Here is an 18692-nt window from a genome sequence, read left to right as displayed (position 1 = left end):
CCTGGAAACGCACGATGACATTCGATAAATCCGTTCTTCAGATCTTCGCGAACTATTGCGTCGCGGCCGCCGAAAGCATGGCGTACACGCTCGTGCGCACCGCGCATTCGGCGTTCGTGAAGGAAACCGAAGACTTCTCCTGCACGCTGATGAACACGCGCGGCCTGACTTTCGCATCGCCGAAAACGCTCGGCGCGACCTGGTATCCGGGGCTCGATTTCGGCGCGGTGATCGACATGATCGATCACTACGAGCCGGGCGACATCTGCATGACGAACGACGCGTATAGCGGCTACGTCGCCACCCACACGCCCGACGTGATGATGTGGAAACCGGTGTTCTTCGGCGGCGAGATCGTCTGCCATGTCGGCGGGCACATTCACAACACCGATATGGGCGGCGCGGTGCCGGCGTCGCTGTCGCGCACGCTCACCGAGATTTATCAGGAAGGCATTCGTTTCGCGCCGACCAAAATCGTCCGCGCGGGCGTGCTCGATGAAGCATTGCTCGAACACATGGCGATCAATGTACGCGCGCCCGAGCAGAATCGCGGCGACCTGAAGGCGCAGATCGCCATGCTCATGACCGGCGAGAGGCGTGTGCTGGAAATCATCGAGCGCTTCGGCATCGACCAGTTTCGCGCCGGCATGGACGCGCTGCTCGACTATTCGGAGGAGCAGGCGCGCACGATCGTGCGCGGCATGCCGGACCGCGAGTACTTCTTCGCCGAGTACGCCGACGAGGATTCGGTCAACGGCAAGCCGCTGCGCGTCGCGCTGACGCTGACGGTGAAGGACGGTTCGCTCGTGTTCGATTTCACGGGCAGCGATCCGCAGTTGAATTCGTCGCTGAACATGCCGACGGGCGGCAAGGAGCGTCATGTGCTCGCGCTCGTCGGCCTGAACTACGTGCTGTATTCGCTGAATCCCGATCTGCTGCTCAATGCCGGCATGCTGAAAGTGGCGCGCTGCATCATGCCCGAAGGCACGATCATGAACTGCGTGCCGCCGGCCGCGGTCGGCATGCGCAGTTTGACCGCGAAAGTCGCGCAATACGTCACGTTCGGCGCATTCTCGATGGTGTGCCCGGACCGCTTGCCGGCCTGTCCGGCCGGCGGCATGTCGATCCTGAACGTGAAGACGGTCGACCGTAACGGCCGCACGGTGATCGCGTCGATTGGACCGGTGGGCGGCGGCGCGGGCGGCATGGCGTGCGCCGACGGCTCCGACGCGTCCGGCGCGAATGTCGCGTTCCTGCGCAATACGCCGGTCGAGATCAACGAAGCGGAAGTGCCGATCCGCATCACGCGCTATGGCGTGGTGCCGGGCAGCGCCGGCGCCGGCAAGTATCGCGGCGGCCTCGGGACCGTGATGGAGTTTCGTGTCTTCTCGCCGGGCACGCTCGTGACGGCGCGCAATCGCGACCGTTCGCGCTTTGCCTCGTGGGGTGTGTTGGGCGGCAAGGCCGGCGCCGTGTCGCGCTTCACCCGTAACCCAGGGACTGACAGCGAGGAAGACCTCGGCGTGACCGACCTCGTGATGTGCGGTCCCGGCGACGTGATCCGTCTCGAAGGGTGCGGCGGCGGCGGTTATGGTCATCCTTACGAACGGGATACAGGGAAGGTGCTCGAGGACGTGCGGCGCGGCTATCTGTCCGTCGCTCAGGCGCGCGATCTGTATGGCGTGGTGCTTCTCGAGGGCGCCGTCGATGCGGAGGCGACCGCGGGTCTGCGCGAGGCGGCGCAAAGCGCGGCGCGGCAGCGGCCGGCATGTCACTTCGACCATGGTGCGCAGCGCGACGCGTATGAAGCGAAATGGACCCGCGAACGCTACGACGTTCTGACCGGTATTCTCGCGCGCGCGCCGGTCGTATGGCGGCACTTCCTCAAGCACAAGATCTTCGATGCGCTCGACGCGAGAGAGACGGCCGGCACCTTGGCGCCGGGGCCGCAAGTGATCGCGCAACTGTATGACGAAGTGCTGCGACGCTATCCGCAGTTGCTCGATACGAAGGCGCCGGCTAGCGCCTGACAGCACCCGGTCCATGGCAGGTCGTCGGCGCGAAACCGGCAACCATGCAAATTGCCGCGTTGGCGGCGCCGGAACAGTTTGTTTATGCCGTCTGCCTTTTTTTGTCGGCGCTTTACGCGTTTTGTGCCGGCATACGATGCTGCTGACGAGACTTCACAAGAGAACGTTGCCTGATTCATTTACATCCGCGGAGCCCTGAACATGAACGACGAAACGAATAGCCGCGGCATCAGCCGCCGCGACATGATGCGCATGTTGGCCGGAACCGGCATGATGGCCGCCGGCGGCGGACTCCTCACGGCGGCGCCCGGCGCGCTCGCCGCCGAGGTTCCGAAGAAAGGCGGCAGCATTCGTGTCGCCTATGACGCGGGTTCCGTATCGGATACGCTCGATCCGGCAGCGGGCTCGACCGGCGGCGACTACATCCGCTTCTTCATGTTTTACAGCGGCCTCACGCAGCTTGACGAAAGCCTGACGCCGCGCATGAATCTCGCTGAATCGGTCTCCAGCACCGATGCGAAAACGTGGATCATCAAGCTGCGCCAGGGCGTGACCTTTCACGACGGCAAGCCGCTTGCGCCGGCCGACGTGGTCTATTCGCTGACGCGTCACAAGGACCCGCAAACGGCCTCGCGCGTGAAGACACTCGCCGATCAGTTCACGAGCGTGACGGCAAGTGGACCGAACGAAGTGACGTTGACGCTGCAGGTGCCGAACGCCGACTTGCCGGTGATTCTCGCGACCCCGCAACTGGTGATCGTCAAGGACGGCACGAGCAACTTCAACCAGGCGATCGGCACCGGTCCCTACAAGCTGAAGAGCTTCAAGCCGGGCGCGGGCACGATCGGCGTGCGCAACGACAACTACTGGAAGCCGGGGCAGCCGTATCTGGATCAGATCGAGCTGATCAGCATCAGCGACAACGCGGCGCGTGTAAGCGCGCTGCTCGCCGGCGACGTTCATCTGATCAACTCGGTCGACCCGCGCTCGACACGCCGTATCGCCGCGACGCCGGGATACGAAATGAAGGAGACCCGGTCGGGGCTTTATACCGACCTGATCATGCGCCGCGACAACACGTTCACGGGCAACCCTGATTTCGTGAAGGGCATGAAGTACCTGTTCGATCGCGAGCAGATCCGCTCCGCGGTCTTTCTCGGCTATGCGGTGATCGGCAACGATCAGCCGATTCCGCCGGGTCATCGGTACTTCAATGCCTCGTTGCCGCAACGCAAGTTCGACCTCGACAAGGCGAAGTTCTACATGCAGAAGGCCGGCGCGGTCGGAACCACGTTGCCGCCGATCTACGCCACCACGGACGCGAACGGCTCCGTCGAAATGGCGCAACTGATCCAGCAAACGGCCGCGAAGATCGGCGTGAACCTGAGCGTGAACCGCGTTCCCGCGGACGGCTATTGGTCGAATCACTGGATGAAGCACCCGCTCGGCTTCGGCAGCATCAATCCGCGGCCGAGCGCGGACGTGCTGTTCACGCAGTTCTTCGAATCCGACGCGCCGTGGAACGAGTCGGCGTGGAAGGATCCGAAGTTCGATCAACTGCTCGTGAGCGCGCGCGCCGAGACCGACGACGCGAAGCGCAAGCAGATGTACGGCGAAATGCAGGCGCTCGTGACGGACGAGGGCGGTATCGGCATCCCGTCGTTCATCAGTCTGCTCGATGCGAACGACAAGCGCCTCAAGGGGCTTGGCTCGATTCCGACCGGCGCGATGATGGGCTTTTCGTTCGCCGAATATGCGTGGTGGTCGGCTTGAAGTAGGCCGTTCAGGTTGCTGATCGTTCCGGTGACCGGCTCGCTGCGAAGGCCTCGCTGGCGAGGCGGTCTGCGTCGTGGCATTCAATCGAAAATTCAATGAAGCTAGATTCGTACTGGCTGGACACGGCTCCCGAATTCAAGGACGGCGCCGACGGTCCCGTGGAAGGGCGCAGTGATGTGGTCGTGATCGGAGGCGGCTTTACGGGCCTATCGGCCGCGCTCGAACTTGCCACGCGCGGCGTGTCGGTCACCGTGCTCGAGGCGGGGCGGATCGCGGGCCAGGCATCGGGGCGAAACGGCGGGCAGTGCAACACCGGCGTGGCGCAGGACTTTGCGTCGCTCGCGGGGAGCGTCGGGCTCGAACAGGCTCGCGCGTTTTATCGCGCGTACGAAAGCGCGGTGCGGACGGTCGAATCGATCGTGACGCAGCATCGGATCGACTGCGATTTCGTGCGTTGCGGCAAGCTCAAACTCGCGGTGAAGCCGAAGCACTTCGACAAGCTCGCGCGGACCTATGAAGTGTTGCATCGTGAAGTCGACCAGGATATCGAACTGATCGAGCCGGCACGAGTGCGCAGCGAAGTCGGTTCAGAAAGTTTCCATGGCGGACTGCTGCAACGCAATGGCGCGCAGATGCACATGGGCAAGTTCGGCGTGGGGCTCGCCCAGGCCGCGGCGCGTCATGGGGCCCGCATCTTCCAGCATGCGGCCGTGACGCAGATGAAGCGCATCGACGGCGGCCGCTTCGAGGTCACATCCGCACGCGGCGTGATTCTGGCCGACAAGGTGCTGGTGGCGACAGGACCGTCGCGGCAAGGGCCGCTGCAATGGTTCCAGCAACGGATGGCGCCCGTCGGCAGTTTCATCGTGGTGACAGAGCCGCTTTCCACGCGGCAACTGGACGCGCTCTTCCCTCGGCGGCGCAACTATGTGACCTCGCTGAACATCGGCAACTACTTTCGTGTGACGCCGGATAACCGGCTGCTGTGGGGCGGGCGGGCCAGATTCGCGATGTCGGACCGGCGCTCGGATGCGAAGAGCGGCCGTGTGCTGCAGGCCAACCTTGCGAAGTACTTTCCAGAACTGGCTGCAACGCGGGTCGACTATTGCTGGGGCGGTCTCGTCGACATGACCGTCGACCGGCTGCCGCGCGCCGGACAGCATGACGGGCTCTACTACTCGATGGGCTACAGCGGGCACGGCGTGCAGATGTCCACGCATATGGGGCGCGTGATGGCGGACGTGATGTCCGGTTCGCCCGCTGCGAACCCGTGGCGCGCGCTGCCCTGGCCGCCGGTGCCGGCCCATGCCGCACGCCGCTGGATGCTGCCGCTCGTCGGTGCGTACTACCGGATCCAGGACATGCTGCATTGACGTGAAATGCGCGGGAAGATACCACCTTGCATCGACGCTCGCGGCGAGCAGGAACGAACGATGCTAAGGCACGGGTGTCTTCAGACGGAGCCGGATGGGATGAAAAAAATATTCGAAATCTCCCTTGGCGTCGTCACGAGCGTGGGCGGCTTTCTGGAGATGGGATCGCTGTCGACCGCGGCGCAGGGCGGGGCGGCGTTCGGCTTGCAACTGGTCTGGCCGATTGTCGTCGGCACGCTGTGCATCATCTTTCTGACCGAGATGGCGGGCCGCTTTGCCGCGGTGAGCCAGCATACGATCGCCGCGGGCATTCGCGACCGCTTCGGCATCAAGTTCTTCCTGTTGCCGTTCGTCGCGGTGCTGATCGTGAACACGCTGGTGCTGTCGGCGGAAATCGGCGGCGTCAGTGTTGCGCTCGAGATGGCCACTGGGCTGAAGCACCCGTGGTGGGCGCTGCCCGTCGCGCTGCTGGCGTGGTTCACGCTGTGGCGAGGCACCTTCGGGCTGATCGAAAAAGGCGTGTCGCTGCTCGGCCTCGTCACGTTGAGCTTCGTCGCCGCGGCGGTCACGCTCAAACCGGACTGGCATCAGGTGGCGGCAGGCGTGCTGCCCAGCGTGCCGCATCATGATCGGGCGAACTACTGGTTCATCGTCGTCAGCATCCTCGGCGCGTCGATCACGCCGTCGCTGTTCCTGTTCTATTCGTCCGGCGCGGTCGAAGATCAGTGGGACTCAGGCTATCTCGGCGCGAACCGCGCGATCGCCACTTTGGGCATGACCTTCGGCGGCTGTATTTCGCTGGCCGTGCTGGTTGCCGCGGCGTATGTGTTTTCCGCACACGGCATCACGCGCGTCGACGACTACCACCAACTGCCGCTGCTGCTGGTCGCGGTCTTCGGCTTCTGGGGCTTCGTGCTGTTCATCGCGTCGCTCGCGTTCGCGTGCTTAGGCGCCATCTTGCAGATTGCGCTGGAGCAGGCGTATTTATTTGCACAGGGCTTCGGCTGGAACTGGGGCGAAAACCGCAAGCCCCGGGACGATCCGGGGTTCTGCCTCGTCTACACGTGCGCGCTCGCGATCAGTGCGATCCCGATCGCCGCGGGCGTCGACCCGCTCAAACTGACCGTGTTCTCGATGGCGCTGACAGCGGTAAGCCTGCCGCTCACCGTCGTTCCGTTTCTGGTGCTGATGAACGACGAGGGCTATGTGGGACGCCACCGCAACGGCGCGATTTCCAATACGGTGGTCGTCGCGATCATCGTGCTCGCCTTCGTGCTGGCGATCGTCGCGCTGCCGTTACAGGTATTGGGAGGCGCATGATGGACATCGTGCGGGACGTGCTCGACAAGCAGGTGGTGGACCGCCACTCCGTCAGGATGGGCCGGGTCGACGGCATCGTCGCGGAACTGCGCCCCGGCCGGCCGCCGGAAGTGATTGCGATCGAGATCGGCTCGGTAGCGATCGCGCGGCGCGTCGGCGAGCGCACCGCGCGGTGGGTCGCGCGGCTCGCCGCGAAGATCGGCGGCGCACGCCATGCCGAGCCGTATCGGATTGCGTGGAGCCGTATCCGCCTCATGGAGGTCGACATCGAGGTCGACATCGACATCGACATAAACGACACGCCCCTCGACGATTGGCAGCGCTGGCTGCGCGAGCACGTCGTCGAGCGCCTTCCCAGGTGGCTGCAATGACGCAGGTCAACGTCGATCTTTTGCTCGGCCGGCGTGTGCTGTCGCGAGACGGCAGGCCGCTCGGACATGTCGAAGCGATTCACGTCATACGTGATGCGGACGCATGGGTGATCAGCGAATTTCACATGGGTTCGGATGCGCTGCTCGAGCGCCTCGCCGTGGGGCTGCTGCCGCGGCTGCTGCGTGAAGCGATGCTGCACAGGCGCCGCTCCCGGAGTCATCGGATCGCGTGGCACCAGATCGACATCGCGGACCCGCGGCATCCGCGGCTGTTGTGTGATGAAACCGAGTTGAACCGCTTTTCGTGAAGGAGACAGCTTGTGCCGGCTCTGTCGTGAGGCGGCAGCCGTTGGCCCGGACGCCGAACAGCAGCGTGAGCGATCCGAGCGATCCGAACGCGTGAGCGCGCCCGGTTGTTGCTTCGTCACCGCCGTGAAGGGACGAGCTACCCATCGCAAAAGCGAACGCCCCCCGGCCATTTTGACCTAGACTTGAATGGATTCGCTCGCCGGGTTCGGCGTCCGCAATCGCCACTGACGGGCGCAAACGCGCCATGCCTGAATTCCGTAAACGCGAACGCCCTGTGCCCGTATCCCAACGACGGAGGTGAGCGCCATGGCCGAGAGCTGGAAGGTTGCCGGTACGTATTTCGAGAGCTGCAACTGCTACGCCCCGTGCAGTTGCGTTTGTCTCGGCCCGCCGTCGGATGGAGACTGCGCGGCGCTGATCGGTTGGCACGTCGATCAAGGCGAGTTCGCCGGCGTGACGCTGGACGGACTCAACATCGCGCTCTTTGCGTATTCGCCGGGTCACATGCTGCAAAACAAGTGGCGGGTGGCGCTTTATCTCGACGAACGCGGGACGCCGAAGCAACAAGAGGCGTTGGGTCAGATCTTCTCCGGTCAAGCTGGCGGGCCGCTTTCCGCGCTGGGCCCGATGATTGGCGAAGTCATGGGCGTCAAACCGGTCGCGATCGACTATCAACTCGACGGAAAACGTCGCAGCCTTCGCATACCCGATGTCGCGGACATGGAAATCGAAGCGCTGTCCGGGCAGGACGGAGGCGACGTCACCATCAGCAATCACCCGCTGACCCCAGTCCCCGGATTTGCGGCGGTGATCGGGAAATCGACGCGCTTTCGCTTTACCGACCACGGTTTTTCCAGAGAGATCTCGGATCGGAACGGCTTCTATTCTCCGTTCGCCTACCATGGCTGAGCGAGGTTTCGACAGTGGCTTCGCGACGCGACGGCTCCCGGTGCGCGACCGCGTGATCGTTCTGTCGGGACTCGCGGCCGCCGCGACGCTCGCGTGGATTTACCTGCTCAACATGAGTTGGGGCATGGAGCACATGGACGCGGGCGCCGCCATGGTCATCATGCCGCGCATGACGGACTGGGGCGCCATCGATCTGCTGCTGGTGCTGGCGATGTGGGCCATCATGATGGCGGCCATGATGCTCCCGTCAATCGTGCCGATGGTTTTGAGTTTCGCGTTCCTGAGCCGTCAGCGGCGTGCGCAACGACTGCCGTATGCGCACACGAGCGTATTTGTTCTCGGCTACCTGGCCGTGTGGTCCGGCTTCAGCCTGTTGGCGACGCTCGCGCAGTGGGGCCTGCTGGAAGCCCGTCTCGTTACACCGATGATGGTGAGCGCAACCCCGCTGCTTGCGGGCGCGTTGCTGATCATTGCCGGCGTCTTCCAACTCACACCCTTAAAGCACGCGTGCCTTAGCAAGTGTGCTTCGCCGCTCGGTTTTCTTCTGAACGAATGGCGCGACGGCAGCGCCGGTGCCTGGATCATGGGGTTCCGACATGGGGCGTATTGCGTCGGCTGTTGCGGCGCACTGATGGCGTTGCTCTTCGTGTTCGGCGTCATGAACGTGCTCTGGGTTGCCGCTTTGTCGATCTACGTGATGCTCGAAAAAATGCTGCCGCAAGCGCGATGGCTTCCGTTTGCGGAGGGCTTGCTGCTGGTTGGCTGGGGCGTCGCGGTGGCAACGACGGGGTGAGGTCGCGACACTAGCAGCCCGGTGAACGGTCTCCTCATGCCCCCAAACCGCGAACCTACAAAGCCGCATCCACGCCGATGACTTCAACCGCCTGGCGCCGATACCCATCAGTGGCGAGCAACAAGCTGCGCGTGTAGTCGTGCTCGACCTGCTGCGCGCGAATCTGCCCGATCGCGCGCTCCTCGACGATCTCGCCGTTGCGCATCACCGCGACGCGTTGACAGAGAAAGCCGACCACCGCGAGGTTGTGGCTGACCAGCACCATGGTCGGCCTGCGTTCACGATGCAGGCGCTGCAGCAGATTGAGAATTTCCGCCTGCACGGAAACGTCGAGCGCGGAGGTGGGTTCGTCGAGCAGCAGCACGCGCGGTTCGACGATCAGCGCACGCGCGATCGCCACACGCTGACGCTGGCCGCCCGAAAGCTGATGCGGATAACGAAAGCGGAACGCGGGCCCGAGCCCGACTTCGAGCAAGGCTTGCGCGATCCGTTCTTCCTGACGGTCGATGCCGTTGATCGCCAGCGGCTCGCGCAGCGTCTGATCAACGGTGAAGCGCGGGTGCAGCGACGCGTACGGGTCCTGAAACACCATTTGCACGTCACGCCGGAACGAGCGGTCGATCTTCTCGCCCAAGACATGCCGCCCGACCCGCATGCGGCCGCCGGCCAACGGCGTGAGTCCCGACAGCGCCCTCAAGACGGTCGACTTGCCGGAGCCGGATTCACCGACAAGGCCGAATACCTCGCCCTCGCCGACCTGAAAACTGGCGTCCTTCACGGCGTCGAAATAGCCGGTTTTCGTCTTGAAGCGGATTTGCGCCTGCTGAACGTCGATCATGCCGCAGCTCCGGTGGATTGCGTGAGCCATGCCGGATCGCGCGCGAGCACGGGCAATTCGTCCGGCGGGTCGATAAGCGGCGGGTTGGCGGCCAGCAGGCCGCGCGTATAGGGATGCCGCGCCTGCGCCAGATCGCGCGCCGCGCAGGTTTCGACCACGCGTCCCGCGTACATCACCACGACGCGGTCGCAGAACGACATCACCAGCGGCAAGTCGTGGCTGATCAGGATCAGGCCGGTGTCGTGCTTCGCGATCATTTCATCGAGAATGCCGAGCACCTGCACGGAGACCAGCACGTCGAGCGCACTCGTGGGTTCGTCGGCGACGAGCAATCGCGGTCCCGAGGAAACCATCATCGCGATCATCACGCGTTGGCCCATGCCGCCGGACAGTTCGTGCGGGTACGCATCCGCGACCCGTTCGGGGTTGCGGATATGCACGGCGGCGAGCGCTGCGACGATCTTCTCGCGCATCGCCTTGCGGCCCAGTTTGGGATCGTGCAGTGCGAACGCCTCGCGCATCTGCTGCGCCACGGTCATGACCGGATTGAGCGAATATTTCGGGTCCTGCAGGATCATGCCCATCTGCTGGCCGCACAGGCGGCGCCGTTTGCCCGGCGGCATGGCGAGCAGGTCCTGGCCGTCGAAGCGCAGCGTTTTCGCCGTGCATTGCGCGGCGGCCGGCAGCAAGCCGAGCAACGCGCGCCCGGTCAGCGATTTGCCCGAACCCGATTCGCCGACGATGCCGAGCCGTTCGCCTTTATTGACGGTGAGCGAAAGGCCGCGCACGGCTTCGGTCAAGCTGCCGTCGTGGCCGCGAAAGCCGACGCGCAGATCGTCGATTTCGCACAGAGCCCGCTTGGTATCGGCGTTCATTTTCATCCTCCGTGGCGCGGGTCGAACACGTCGCGCAAGCCGTCGCCGAGCAGGTTGAACGACAGGCTCACGAGCAGAATGGCGAAGCCGGGAATCGTCGCGACCCACCAGGCGTCGAGCAGCACGTTGCGCCCCGACGCCACCATGAAGCCCCATTCCGGGCTGGGCGGCTGCGCGCCCAGGCCGAGAAAGCCGAGGCCGGCGACCGTCAGGATGATGCCGGCCATGTCGAGCGTCGCGCGCACGATCACCGACGACGAGCACAGCGGCACCACGTAGCGCAGCAGCAAGCGCGGGCGCGAGGCGCCCTGCAAACGCGCGACGTGCATGAAATCCGCCTGCACGATGCGCAGCGTCTCGGCGCGCGCGAGCCGCGCATAGGCGGGCCACGCGGTAATCGAAATCGCGATCACCGCATTGATGACGCCGGGGCCGAGCGCGGCGGCGAAGGCGAGCGCCAGCACGATCTTCGGAAAGGCGAGGGCGATGTCGGTGATGCGCATCAGCACGTTATCGATCCAGCCGCCGAAGAAGCCCGCCGTGGTCCCCACCGCCAGGCCGACCGGCACCACGATCACGACCACGAGAATGGCGATCGACAGCGTGAGACGCGAGCCGTCGATCAGGCGCGAAAGAATATCGCGGCCGAGTTGATCGGTGCCGAGCCAATGCGATGCGGAACCCGGCGGCAGCAGACGGTCGGCCAGCACCTGTTGCAGCGGATCGTGCGGCGCGAGCAGCGGTCCCAGCGCCGCGACGACGATCAGCAGCGTCAGGATCGCGAGGCCGAACACCGACAGCGGATTGCCGGCGAAACGCCGCCAGCGCCGGTACGCGAGCCCGAGCGCGGCCTGTTTGCGCGAGCCTGGCGTGTCGCTCAGCAGCCAGGCTTTCCAGCGTCGGGGCGGGGCGTTCATCGGCCAGTCCTGCGTTGAATCGTCGGTGGAAGGAAGCACGGCGTGACTCTCCTGAATCTCAGCGGGCACGCGGATCGAACACGCGATAGAGCGCGTCGGTCAGCAGGTTGAGGGCGATGAAGGTGATGCCGATCACGAGCGTGCTGCCGAGCACGGCGTTCATGTCGGCGTTGAGCAAGGCGCCCGTCAGGTAGGAACCGATGCCCGGCCACGCGAATACGATTTCGGTGAGCACCGAGCCTTCGAGCAGATAGCTGTAGGCGAGCGCGATCACGGTGAGGAGCGGCACGGCGATATTGCCGAACGCATGACGCCAGATCACGCGGCGCTCCGGCAAACCTTTCGCGCGCGCCGTCGTGATGTATTCCTGGCTTAACTGGTCGAGCATGAACGAGCGCGTCATGCGGCTCAAATAGGCGACCGAGTAATAACCGAGAATCGCGGCGGGCAGCGCGATATGCGACACGGCGTTGAAGAACACGTCCCATTCGCCGGCGATCAGCGCGTCGAGCAGCAGGCTGCCGGTGTGCGTGTCGACCATGCCGTCGAAGACCGGGTCGATGCGGCCGGGCCCGGACACCCAATGCAGCTTCGCGTAAAACAGCAGCAGGCCCATCAGACCGAGCCAGAACACCGGCACCGAACTGCCGATCAGGCCGACGAAACGCGCGACGTGATCGATCCAGCGGTTATGGCGAACCGCGGCGATCACGCCGAGCGGCACGCCGACCAGCACGCCGAGTAGCGTCGAGAGCGTGGCGAGTTCGAGGGTGGCGGGAAAGACGCGCTTGATGTCGTCGATCACCGGATTCGCCGTCAGCAGCGACATGCCGAGATCGCCGTGCAGCACGTCGCGCACGTAGATCAGGAATTGCACGGCGAGCGGCTTGTCGAGGCCGAGTTCGACGCGCATTGCGGCATACGCTTGCGCGGAGGCGCGGTCGCCTAGCACCGCCAGCACCGGATCGATCGGCACCTTGCGGCCGATCACGAAGGTCACCGCGAGCAGGCCGGCAAACGTGATCAGCAGCGTGAGCGCCCAGCGTAGCAGGCGCAAGATCCAGCGCACGCTGCCGCGATCGGCGGCGAGCGCGCGCACGCGGTCGAATGCGCCAACGGGTGTAATCGGAGTGGACATGATTTTTCCTTGCCCGAAGCGCGGCGGCGAATGCCGCGAAGCCGCGCTTCAGGCTGTCGCGCTTACTGCTTCTTCAGATCGCGATACGACACGAGGTCGTTGATCGGGCCGACTTCGAGACCGCTCACGCCCGGACGGTACGCCACCTGCGCGACCTTCTCGAACATGATGACGAAGGGCGATTGCGCCAGCACTTCCTTCTGCATCGCCTGGTACAGTTGCGGGCGTTTCGCGCTCGACGGTTCGGCCAGTGCGGCGTTGGTCTCTTTCGTCAGTTGCGGAATATCCCAGGCGTTGCGCCACGCGAGCATCTTGTAGCTGGAGCCGTCGCCATTGTCGGGATTCCAGGTGAAGCCCTGGGCGTTGCTGTGCGGGTCGATATAGTCCGCGGACCATTCGCCGATGTAGATATCGTGCTGACGGGCGCGATATTTCGCGAGGGTCTGCTTGTTGTCGCCCGGAATGATCTCGACCTTGATGTTGCCTTGCGCGAGATTCGCCTGCACGGCCTGCGCGATCTCGTTGTAGGGATAGTCGTTACGCACATCCATCTTCACGGTGAAGCCGTTGGCGAGGCCGGCTTTCGCGAGCAGGGCCCGCGCCTTCGCGACGTTCTGCTGGTACGGGTTCGCATTCAGCGCGCCGAGGAAGCCTTCCGGCAAGAAGGTTTCGTGCACCTTGTAAGTCGATCTGACCACGTGATTCTGGATGCCGTTGTAGTCGATCAGCCATTTCATGGCTTCCTGTACCTCGGGCTTCGCGAGGTTCGGGTTCTTCACGTTCAGGCCGAGATACATCAGCGTCGCTTGCGGCACCGCCGTCACGCGCGCCTTGCCGCTTTTGGCGAGCGTCGCGAGGTCGTCGGGGCTCAGGCCGCGCGCCACGTCGACATCGCCGTTTTCGAGCAGCAGACGCTGGCTCGCCGCTTCGGACACATGGCGCAACACGATGCGTTTCATCGCGAGCGGCACCCGGTAGCCGTCGAAGCGTTGCAGCACGATGCTGTCGTTCGCGGTCCATTTGACCAGCTTGTACGCGCCGGAACCCGCCTCGTTGGTGCGCAGCCAGTCGTTGCCGAAGTCGTTGCCTTTCTGATGCGACATCAGGAGCTTCTGGTCGAGCACCGAGGCGGGCCAGGAGCCCAGCACGTTGAGCACGAACGTGGGCGCGTATTTCTGATCGGTCGTCACGCTGACGGTGCTGTCGTCCACCTTCTTCACGCGTTGCAGCACGTTGTCTTTCGCGAGGCCGATGCCTTGCAGCACGGCCGCCGGCCCCTTGTCGAGCAGCACGGCGCGCTGGATCGACCACGCGACGTCGTCGGCGGTGAGCGGATTGCCCGAGTGGAACTTGAGGCCCGGGCGAATCTTGAAGGTGACGGTGAGGCCGTCGGGGCTGACCGTCCACGATTGCGCGACATCGCCGTTGAACTTCGACGGATCGCGCAAATCGACTCGCACCAGCCGGTCATACGTATTCGCCACGTATTCTTCCGGCACGAGTTCGTAGATTTCGCCCGGATCGAGCGTGGTGAATTCGTCGAGCAGCGTCGCCATGACGAACATGTCCTTCGGCGTCGCCGCATGGGCGGCACCGCCCGCCACCGACAGCGCCAAAGCCGACGCGACGGCGGCCACCGCCAGCGCATTGCGCAAAACCAGTTTCATACTCGCTCCGTGAGGAATGGTTAAACGGCAAGAAAGATGCGGACCTGCAAATACGATGTGACTACATCAGGCGCAATGGACCGCTTTCGCTGTTGTCGATCAGCGGCAAGGCCAGCGAGCCCGGCAACTCGTAGTGCCACCATTCGCTCTTGATGTGCATGAAGCCCGCGGCATGCATCACGCCGAGCAACAGCATGCGATTGCGCTGGACAGGCTCGGGCAAGCCGGCGTGGAAGTGCTCGGATTCGACGGTCATCGCGTCGAAGCCGGTGCCCATGTCGAGCGCCTCGCCGTTCGCATCGACCAGCGTCACATCGAGCGCCGTGCCGCGGCTATGGTTCGAGCCGCGGCCGAGGTCGGCGATATAGGTGGGGTCCGGCAGGAAGTCCCACAGCACCTGTTGCGCTTGCGGCGGGCGGTAGGCGTCGAAAATGCGCAGCGTCGTCCCGATGTGGCGCGCGAGTTGCACGGCGCGGCGCAATGCGGCTTCGGCCGGTTCCAGCAGCAGGCAGTGCGCGGCTCGGTAGATCGGCTTGCCGGTGAGATTGCGGTGCGTCGCGTATACGAGGTCGATGTCGACCCCATGCGTCGCGGGCGTGATCTCGATGAGTCGGTGGTCGGTCATGAGCGGTGAATGAAGGTTCAAAGATCGAACTGGTTGAGTTCGCCTTGCAGTTCGCGATTGCGCGCGACGCGTTCGTCCAGCGTCGGCCCGAGCCGCTCGACGATGGCGGTGATGAGCAGATTGAACAGGCACGTGAGCGGCGCGAGCGAGTCCCAGAACTGGCCCACGTCGGTTTTCACCTGCAGCAGATCGGCGGCGAAATCCCTCGCCCACGGACAATAGATGTCGGTGACGAGCGCGAAGGGCAGGCCGCGGCGCGTGGCGGCCTCGCAATAGCGGCGCGCGATCATCGAGTAGGCGCGCGTGTCGGTGACGATCAGATACGGCGACGCGAATTCCGAGTTCAGCGAATCGACGTACGAGCCGGACATGCCGTCGGAATAGAAGACGCGCGGGCGAATATATTCGAGGTAGCTGTAAAAGGCGTTGCTGATGCCGCGGGTCGATTGAATGCCCAGAATGTAGACGGCATCCGCACTGGAAATGCGCTCGGCCACGCGCGCGAAGGTCGGCGATTGCGCGAGCTGGTAGACGTGCTGGATCGCGCCGATCTCGAGGTCGAGCGAGTGGGCGAGGGCGGGGCTGGGTGTGACAGGGTTTCCCGTTTGCGGTGCCTGCCGCGCGTGCGCGGCTTCGCCGTGTTCACCCGATGCGCGGCGAAACGCGTCGAGCCGGTCGGTGATCATCCACGGGCGGTCCCGGTGCGTGCCGCGCAGTTCGCGTTTCAAATCGTCGAGATTGCGGTAGCCGACGCTGCGCAGGAAGCGGCCCACTGAAATGCCGCTCGTGCCGGCTTGCTGCGCGATCTGATCGGCGGTCTCGAGGCCGAGCCGGTCGAGATTCGCGAGCAGATAGCTGGCGATGCGCTTTGCAGTGGGCGTGAGTTCGGCGAAGCGTGCTTCGACCGTTTGCGCGAAAGTGGGCGGCATAAGGCGCTTGCTGTTTGTTAGTTGGCTGTCATTTTGCGGAGCGACGACATGCATCTAACAAAGCCAATAAACCGAGCGCCAGTCTGGAAAAATAATCGGAGTGCGGGGATCGATAGGTTTTGGCACCGGAACGCGCGGCGTAGTCATGCTCGCGGCCTTCGCTGTATGACTGGCTTAACGGGAACGGAGCCTGGCTTGGTCAACGTGGAGGCGGACCATCGAAGCGTACTGCGCGCGCGTCGAGGTGGGATAGATCGTCATCGTCGGCTAAGACGGTTCAAGGCCGCATGCCGCCGCAAGCCCAGGCTTGCTGTGCCGACCGCGGTTCACGTTCATCCTCGCGAACCGCCGACATGACAGCTTTCCACTGTCCCCATTGCCGCTACTACTGTCTGTATGTACAGTGTTGGTCGAACCTCGCGCAATCGGCTCAGCCGAATCAACTACGCGCGGCCATGCTCGCACACTCAATGGAGATCCATCCTCATGCCGGCTTCATCCAGTCAGGAGCAACATGCCTGAACAACTCTGGCTGCCCGGGCTCGAGGCGCCGCCCCCGCCGACGGACGGGCTTTTCTTCGCCGTCTTTCCCGACACGCGCACGGCGGGCGGCATTTCCGAACTCGCGCGGCAGCTCTGCGGACAGACGCGCGCGAGAAGCAAACCGCTCGGGGCTGGCCGCTTGCACGTCACCTTGCAGCACTTGGGGAATTTCGCGGGTGGTTTGCCGCCAGCACTCGTCGACGCCGCGATGCGGGCAGCCGCTTCGATCAGCATGGAGCCGTTCACGGTCGAATTCGACGCGGTAACGAGCTTTGCGTCGAAGCCGCGGCCGGGGCCGTTGGTGCTGGTAGGAAGCGAGGGCGTCGTCGGGCTTCATGCGCTTCACGACGCGCTCGCAGAGGCATTGCAAAACATCGGTTTCGGCGGCCGCGCGCATTCACCGGCCGCGCCTTATACGCCGCATGTCACGCTGGCTTACGGCATGCCCTGGGGCGCGGCGCGCCCGATCGAGCCGGTCTGCTGGAACGTACGGGAGTTCGCGTTGATACACAGTTTGCTTGGACGCACGCGGCATATTGCGCTGGCGCGCTGGTCGTTGAAAGGGGCGAAGTAATGGCGCGCGGCGACTTCACGCCCACTTCGCGCCCACTTCACGGCGCGCCGGCCTGTCCGTCTGACGAGGTTGGCCGGCGGCGCACCCGCCTAGAACCGCACGCCGGTTGCACAACCGCCGGCAAAGCCGCCGCCGCTTCCGCCCGCGCCGCCGCAGAACACGCCACAGCCGGACAACGCGACCGACATCGTCACCGCGGCGAGCATCACACGCAGGCATGATCGGAAAGCCGGCTTGCCGAGGCCGACAGTGAATGCGGCGGGGCGCGGGCGCCTTTCGGCGGAAGCGGTAAGGGTATTGCTGGCGGGTAGCTCGAACGTTCCAGATTGCATGGCGTACATGACTCTTATCAGGGGTAAGCGGTAGTGAGAGCCGCGCCGGTTGACGCAAGAAAAGCGGCGCGGCCGCGAACCCCGCAGCCTAGTTCACGCTTGCCGCCACTCACCTACGCGAAATCCGAAAGTCCAGCGGATTTCTCCGGTCGAACAGGCGAAACCGCCCGTGCGCTCCCTGATAGAATGCGTGGGCCGCAACGTAGTGGATTGCCGATGAAATTGCTTGATGCGTTAGTCGAACAGCGTATTGCCGCCGCAGCCGCGCGCGGCGAGTTCGACGATTTGCCGGGCGCGGGCGCGCCGCTGTCTCTCGAAGACGATGCACTGGTGCCCGAGGAAGTGCGCGTCGCCAACCGGATCTTGAAGAACGCGGGCTTCGTGCCGCCGGCTGTCGAACAGCTGCGCGCGTTGCGCGATCTGCAAGCGGAACTGAATGCCGTGAGCGACCGGGTCACTCGCTGCCGTCTCCAGGCACGCATGCTGGCGCTCGACATGGCGCTTGAATCGCTGCGCGGCGGCCCGCTGGTCCTGCCGCGCGAATATTGCCGTCGCATTGCCGAACGACTGTCGCAGCGCGCCGGCGAGCCCGATACCGCTGACGCGGGTTCGCAGTGAACGAGCCGTTTGTCCGCTCGGCCGCGCCGGGTTCCCCTTCCGCCGAATCCGACGGCGCGCTGAATTCGTCGACTCCCAAGGCTGAGTCCGCGTTCGTCGGACCGGGCGCCCCCCCCAACACCGAGCCGGGCGCCGCTGCCGGCACGCCGAACCCGGCCGCCGCGCTCGACGCGACACCCGCACTAGTTTCAGAGCGCGACCGCCGCTTCATGGCGCTCGCCCAAGCCGCCGCCGAGGAAGCGCGCGCAGCCGGTGAAGTGCCGGTCGGCGCGGTGCTCGTGCGAGGCGACGAGGTCATCGCCAAAGGCTTCAACCATCCGATCAGCGGGCACGACCCGTCGGCGCATGCCGAAATGGCCGCGCTGCGCGCAGCCGCGCAAGCCGTCGAAAACTACCGCCTGCCGGGCTGCGAACTTTACGTCACGCTCGAACCGTGTCTGATGTGCGCCGGCGCGATCATGCACGCGCGCATCGCGCGCGTCGTGTTCGGGGCGCGCGATCCGAAAACGGGAGCGTGCGGCAGCGTCGTCGATGCATTCGCGAATCCGCAACTGAACCATCACACCACGGTGATCGGCGGCGTGCTCGAGGACGAATGCGGCGCGGCGCTCAAATCATTCTTTGCCGAGCGGCGCCGCGCGAGCCGGGCAGCCCGCGCCGCGGCACGTCGCGAAGGCGGCGCCGAAGCCAGCGGCGGCTCCGATCCGGCCGAGCCGCTCTAAACCGCTCTAAACATCAACGTCCAACAGGTCTTG

The 18692-nt window shown here is 64.6% G+C and carries 18 protein-coding genes; 11 read left to right on the top strand and 7 right to left on the bottom strand.

The window, feature by feature from the left end:
• The first annotated feature begins 14 nt into the window (after positions 1-14).
• The 8 genes from ACTJLC_RS25180 (at position 15) to ACTJLC_RS25145 (ending at position 8881) form a co-directional block, all read left to right on the top strand.
• The gene (locus tag ACTJLC_RS25180) at positions 15-2030 is read left to right on the top strand and encodes a hydantoinase B/oxoprolinase family protein (protein ID WP_310133516.1); all 2016 of its coding nucleotides are present in this window, start codon (positions 15-17) and stop codon (positions 2028-2030) included.
• 201 nt (positions 2031-2231) lie between these two features.
• Positions 2232-3803: an ABC transporter substrate-binding protein gene (locus ACTJLC_RS25175; protein WP_310133513.1), complete on the top strand. Its 1572-nt coding sequence runs from the start codon at positions 2232-2234 to the stop codon at positions 3801-3803.
• Between the two features lie 98 nt (positions 3804-3901).
• Positions 3902-5179, top strand: coding sequence for an NAD(P)/FAD-dependent oxidoreductase (locus tag ACTJLC_RS25170; RefSeq protein ID WP_440845544.1), 1278 nt, complete (start codon positions 3902-3904; stop codon positions 5177-5179).
• A gap of 99 nt (positions 5180-5278) precedes the next feature.
• A complete protein-coding gene (locus ACTJLC_RS25165) occupies positions 5279-6499 on the top strand; it encodes an NRAMP family divalent metal transporter (protein WP_310133507.1) in 1221 nt (406 codons plus the stop codon).
• Positions 6496-6870, top strand: coding sequence for a hypothetical protein (locus ACTJLC_RS25160; protein ID WP_310133504.1), 375 nt, complete (start codon positions 6496-6498; stop codon positions 6868-6870). The genes ACTJLC_RS25165 and ACTJLC_RS25160 overlap by 4 nt, the downstream gene beginning before the upstream one ends.
• On the top strand, positions 6867-7178 hold the full coding sequence (locus ACTJLC_RS25155; RefSeq protein WP_310133502.1) for a hypothetical protein: 312 nt from the start codon (positions 6867-6869) through the stop codon (positions 7176-7178). The genes ACTJLC_RS25160 and ACTJLC_RS25155 overlap by 4 nt, the downstream gene beginning before the upstream one ends.
• Before the next feature lie 307 nt (positions 7179-7485).
• On the top strand, positions 7486-8088 hold the full coding sequence (locus ACTJLC_RS25150) for a DUF1326 domain-containing protein (protein ID WP_310133499.1): 603 nt from the start codon (positions 7486-7488) through the stop codon (positions 8086-8088).
• A 124-nt stretch (positions 8089-8212) separates the two neighbouring features.
• Positions 8213-8881, top strand: coding sequence for a DUF2182 domain-containing protein (locus ACTJLC_RS25145; RefSeq protein ID WP_440845541.1), 669 nt, complete (start codon positions 8213-8215; stop codon positions 8879-8881).
• A 55-nt stretch (positions 8882-8936) separates the two neighbouring features.
• Here the strand turns inward: ACTJLC_RS25145 and ACTJLC_RS25140 are convergent, their stop codons facing one another.
• From ACTJLC_RS25140 to sapR, 7 genes are all read right to left on the bottom strand, one after another.
• On the bottom strand, positions 8937-9719 hold the full coding sequence (locus ACTJLC_RS25140) for an ABC transporter ATP-binding protein (RefSeq protein WP_310133492.1): 783 nt from the start codon (positions 9717-9719) through the stop codon (positions 8937-8939).
• Positions 9716-10594: an ABC transporter ATP-binding protein gene (locus ACTJLC_RS25135; protein WP_310133489.1), complete on the bottom strand. Its 879-nt coding sequence runs from the start codon at positions 10592-10594 to the stop codon at positions 9716-9718. The genes ACTJLC_RS25140 and ACTJLC_RS25135 overlap by 4 nt, the downstream gene beginning before the upstream one ends.
• Positions 10595-10596: 2 nt before the next feature.
• On the bottom strand, positions 10597-11511 hold the full coding sequence (gene nikC, locus ACTJLC_RS25130; RefSeq protein WP_310133486.1) for a nickel transporter permease: 915 nt from the start codon (positions 11509-11511) through the stop codon (positions 10597-10599).
• Positions 11512-11569: 58 nt separating this feature from the next.
• Positions 11570-12649, bottom strand: a complete 1080-nt coding sequence (locus tag ACTJLC_RS25125; RefSeq protein WP_310133483.1) for an ABC transporter permease — start codon at positions 12647-12649, stop codon at positions 11570-11572.
• A gap of 62 nt (positions 12650-12711) precedes the next feature.
• On the bottom strand, positions 12712-14316 hold the full coding sequence (locus tag ACTJLC_RS25120; protein WP_310133480.1) for an ABC transporter substrate-binding protein: 1605 nt from the start codon (positions 14314-14316) through the stop codon (positions 12712-12714).
• Between the two features lie 61 nt (positions 14317-14377).
• Positions 14378-14941 carry a D-alanyl-D-alanine dipeptidase gene (ddpX, locus tag ACTJLC_RS25115; protein ID WP_310133478.1) on the bottom strand — a complete coding sequence of 188 codons (564 nt, stop codon included), beginning with the start codon at positions 14939-14941 and terminating at the stop codon, positions 14378-14380.
• A gap of 17 nt (positions 14942-14958) precedes the next feature.
• Entirely contained in the window at positions 14959-15870 is a 912-nt protein-coding gene (sapR, locus tag ACTJLC_RS25110; protein ID WP_310133476.1) for a sap1 transcriptional regulator SapR, read from the bottom strand.
• Positions 15871-16384: 514 nt separating this feature from the next.
• Between sapR and ACTJLC_RS25105 the strand changes: the two genes are divergently transcribed.
• The 3 genes from ACTJLC_RS25105 to tadA all read left to right on the top strand — a co-directional run bounded on the left by ACTJLC_RS25105 (position 16385) and on the right by tadA (position 18659).
• Positions 16385-16987 carry a 2'-5' RNA ligase family protein gene (locus ACTJLC_RS25105; protein WP_310133473.1) on the top strand — a complete coding sequence of 201 codons (603 nt, stop codon included), beginning with the start codon at positions 16385-16387 and terminating at the stop codon, positions 16985-16987.
• A gap of 548 nt (positions 16988-17535) precedes the next feature.
• Positions 17536-17937 (top strand): DnaJ family domain-containing protein, encoded by a 402-nt coding sequence (locus ACTJLC_RS25100; RefSeq protein WP_310133470.1) that lies wholly within the window; start codon positions 17536-17538, stop codon positions 17935-17937.
• Positions 17934-18659: a tRNA adenosine(34) deaminase TadA gene (gene tadA, locus ACTJLC_RS25095; RefSeq protein WP_310133468.1), complete on the top strand. Its 726-nt coding sequence runs from the start codon at positions 17934-17936 to the stop codon at positions 18657-18659. Before ACTJLC_RS25100 ends, tadA begins: the two co-directional genes overlap by 4 nt.
• Positions 18660-18692: the final 33 nt, after the last annotated feature.

Origin of the sequence: Paraburkholderia sp. 22099 (assembly GCF_052045835.1) — a bacterium.
Classification (GTDB): Bacteria; Pseudomonadota; Gammaproteobacteria; order Burkholderiales; family Burkholderiaceae; genus Paraburkholderia; species Paraburkholderia terricola.
The sequence above is the reverse complement of the archived record's forward strand: the minus strand, read 5'-3'. Positions and strand labels throughout refer to the sequence as shown.

What these genes read in the sequence shown, in the direction of transcription:
- ACTJLC_RS25170 (WP_440845544.1), top strand. Translation starts at nt 3,902, where the DNA reads ATGAAGCTAGATTCGTACTGGCTGGACACGGCTCCCGAATTCAAGGAC.
- ACTJLC_RS25160 (WP_310133504.1), top strand. Translation starts at nt 6,496, where the DNA reads ATGATGGACATCGTGCGGGACGTGCTCGACAAGCAGGTGGTGGACCGC.
- nikC (WP_310133486.1), bottom strand. Translation starts at nt 11,511, where the DNA reads ATGAACGCCCCGCCCCGACGCTGGAAAGCCTGGCTGCTGAGCGACACG.
- ACTJLC_RS25175 (WP_310133513.1), top strand. Translation starts at nt 2,232, where the DNA reads ATGAACGACGAAACGAATAGCCGCGGCATCAGCCGCCGCGACATGATG.
- ACTJLC_RS25180 (WP_310133516.1), top strand. Translation starts at nt 15, where the DNA reads ATGACATTCGATAAATCCGTTCTTCAGATCTTCGCGAACTATTGCGTC.
- ACTJLC_RS25105 (WP_310133473.1), top strand. Translation starts at nt 16,385, where the DNA reads ATGCCTGAACAACTCTGGCTGCCCGGGCTCGAGGCGCCGCCCCCGCCG.
- ddpX (WP_310133478.1), bottom strand. Translation starts at nt 14,941, where the DNA reads ATGACCGACCACCGACTCATCGAGATCACGCCCGCGACGCATGGGGTC.
- ACTJLC_RS25135 (WP_310133489.1), bottom strand. Translation starts at nt 10,594, where the DNA reads ATGAACGCCGATACCAAGCGGGCTCTGTGCGAAATCGACGATCTGCGC.
- ACTJLC_RS25145 (WP_440845541.1), top strand. Translation starts at nt 8,213, where the DNA reads ATGGAGCACATGGACGCGGGCGCCGCCATGGTCATCATGCCGCGCATG.
- ACTJLC_RS25120 (WP_310133480.1), bottom strand. Translation starts at nt 14,316, where the DNA reads ATGAAACTGGTTTTGCGCAATGCGCTGGCGGTGGCCGCCGTCGCGTCG.
- sapR (WP_310133476.1), bottom strand. Translation starts at nt 15,870, where the DNA reads ATGCCGCCCACTTTCGCGCAAACGGTCGAAGCACGCTTCGCCGAACTC.
- ACTJLC_RS25100 (WP_310133470.1), top strand. Translation starts at nt 17,536, where the DNA reads ATGAAATTGCTTGATGCGTTAGTCGAACAGCGTATTGCCGCCGCAGCC.
- ACTJLC_RS25150 (WP_310133499.1), top strand. Translation starts at nt 7,486, where the DNA reads ATGGCCGAGAGCTGGAAGGTTGCCGGTACGTATTTCGAGAGCTGCAAC.
- ACTJLC_RS25155 (WP_310133502.1), top strand. Translation starts at nt 6,867, where the DNA reads ATGACGCAGGTCAACGTCGATCTTTTGCTCGGCCGGCGTGTGCTGTCG.
- ACTJLC_RS25125 (WP_310133483.1), bottom strand. Translation starts at nt 12,649, where the DNA reads ATGTCCACTCCGATTACACCCGTTGGCGCATTCGACCGCGTGCGCGCG.
- ACTJLC_RS25140 (WP_310133492.1), bottom strand. Translation starts at nt 9,719, where the DNA reads ATGATCGACGTTCAGCAGGCGCAAATCCGCTTCAAGACGAAAACCGGC.
- ACTJLC_RS25165 (WP_310133507.1), top strand. Translation starts at nt 5,279, where the DNA reads ATGAAAAAAATATTCGAAATCTCCCTTGGCGTCGTCACGAGCGTGGGC.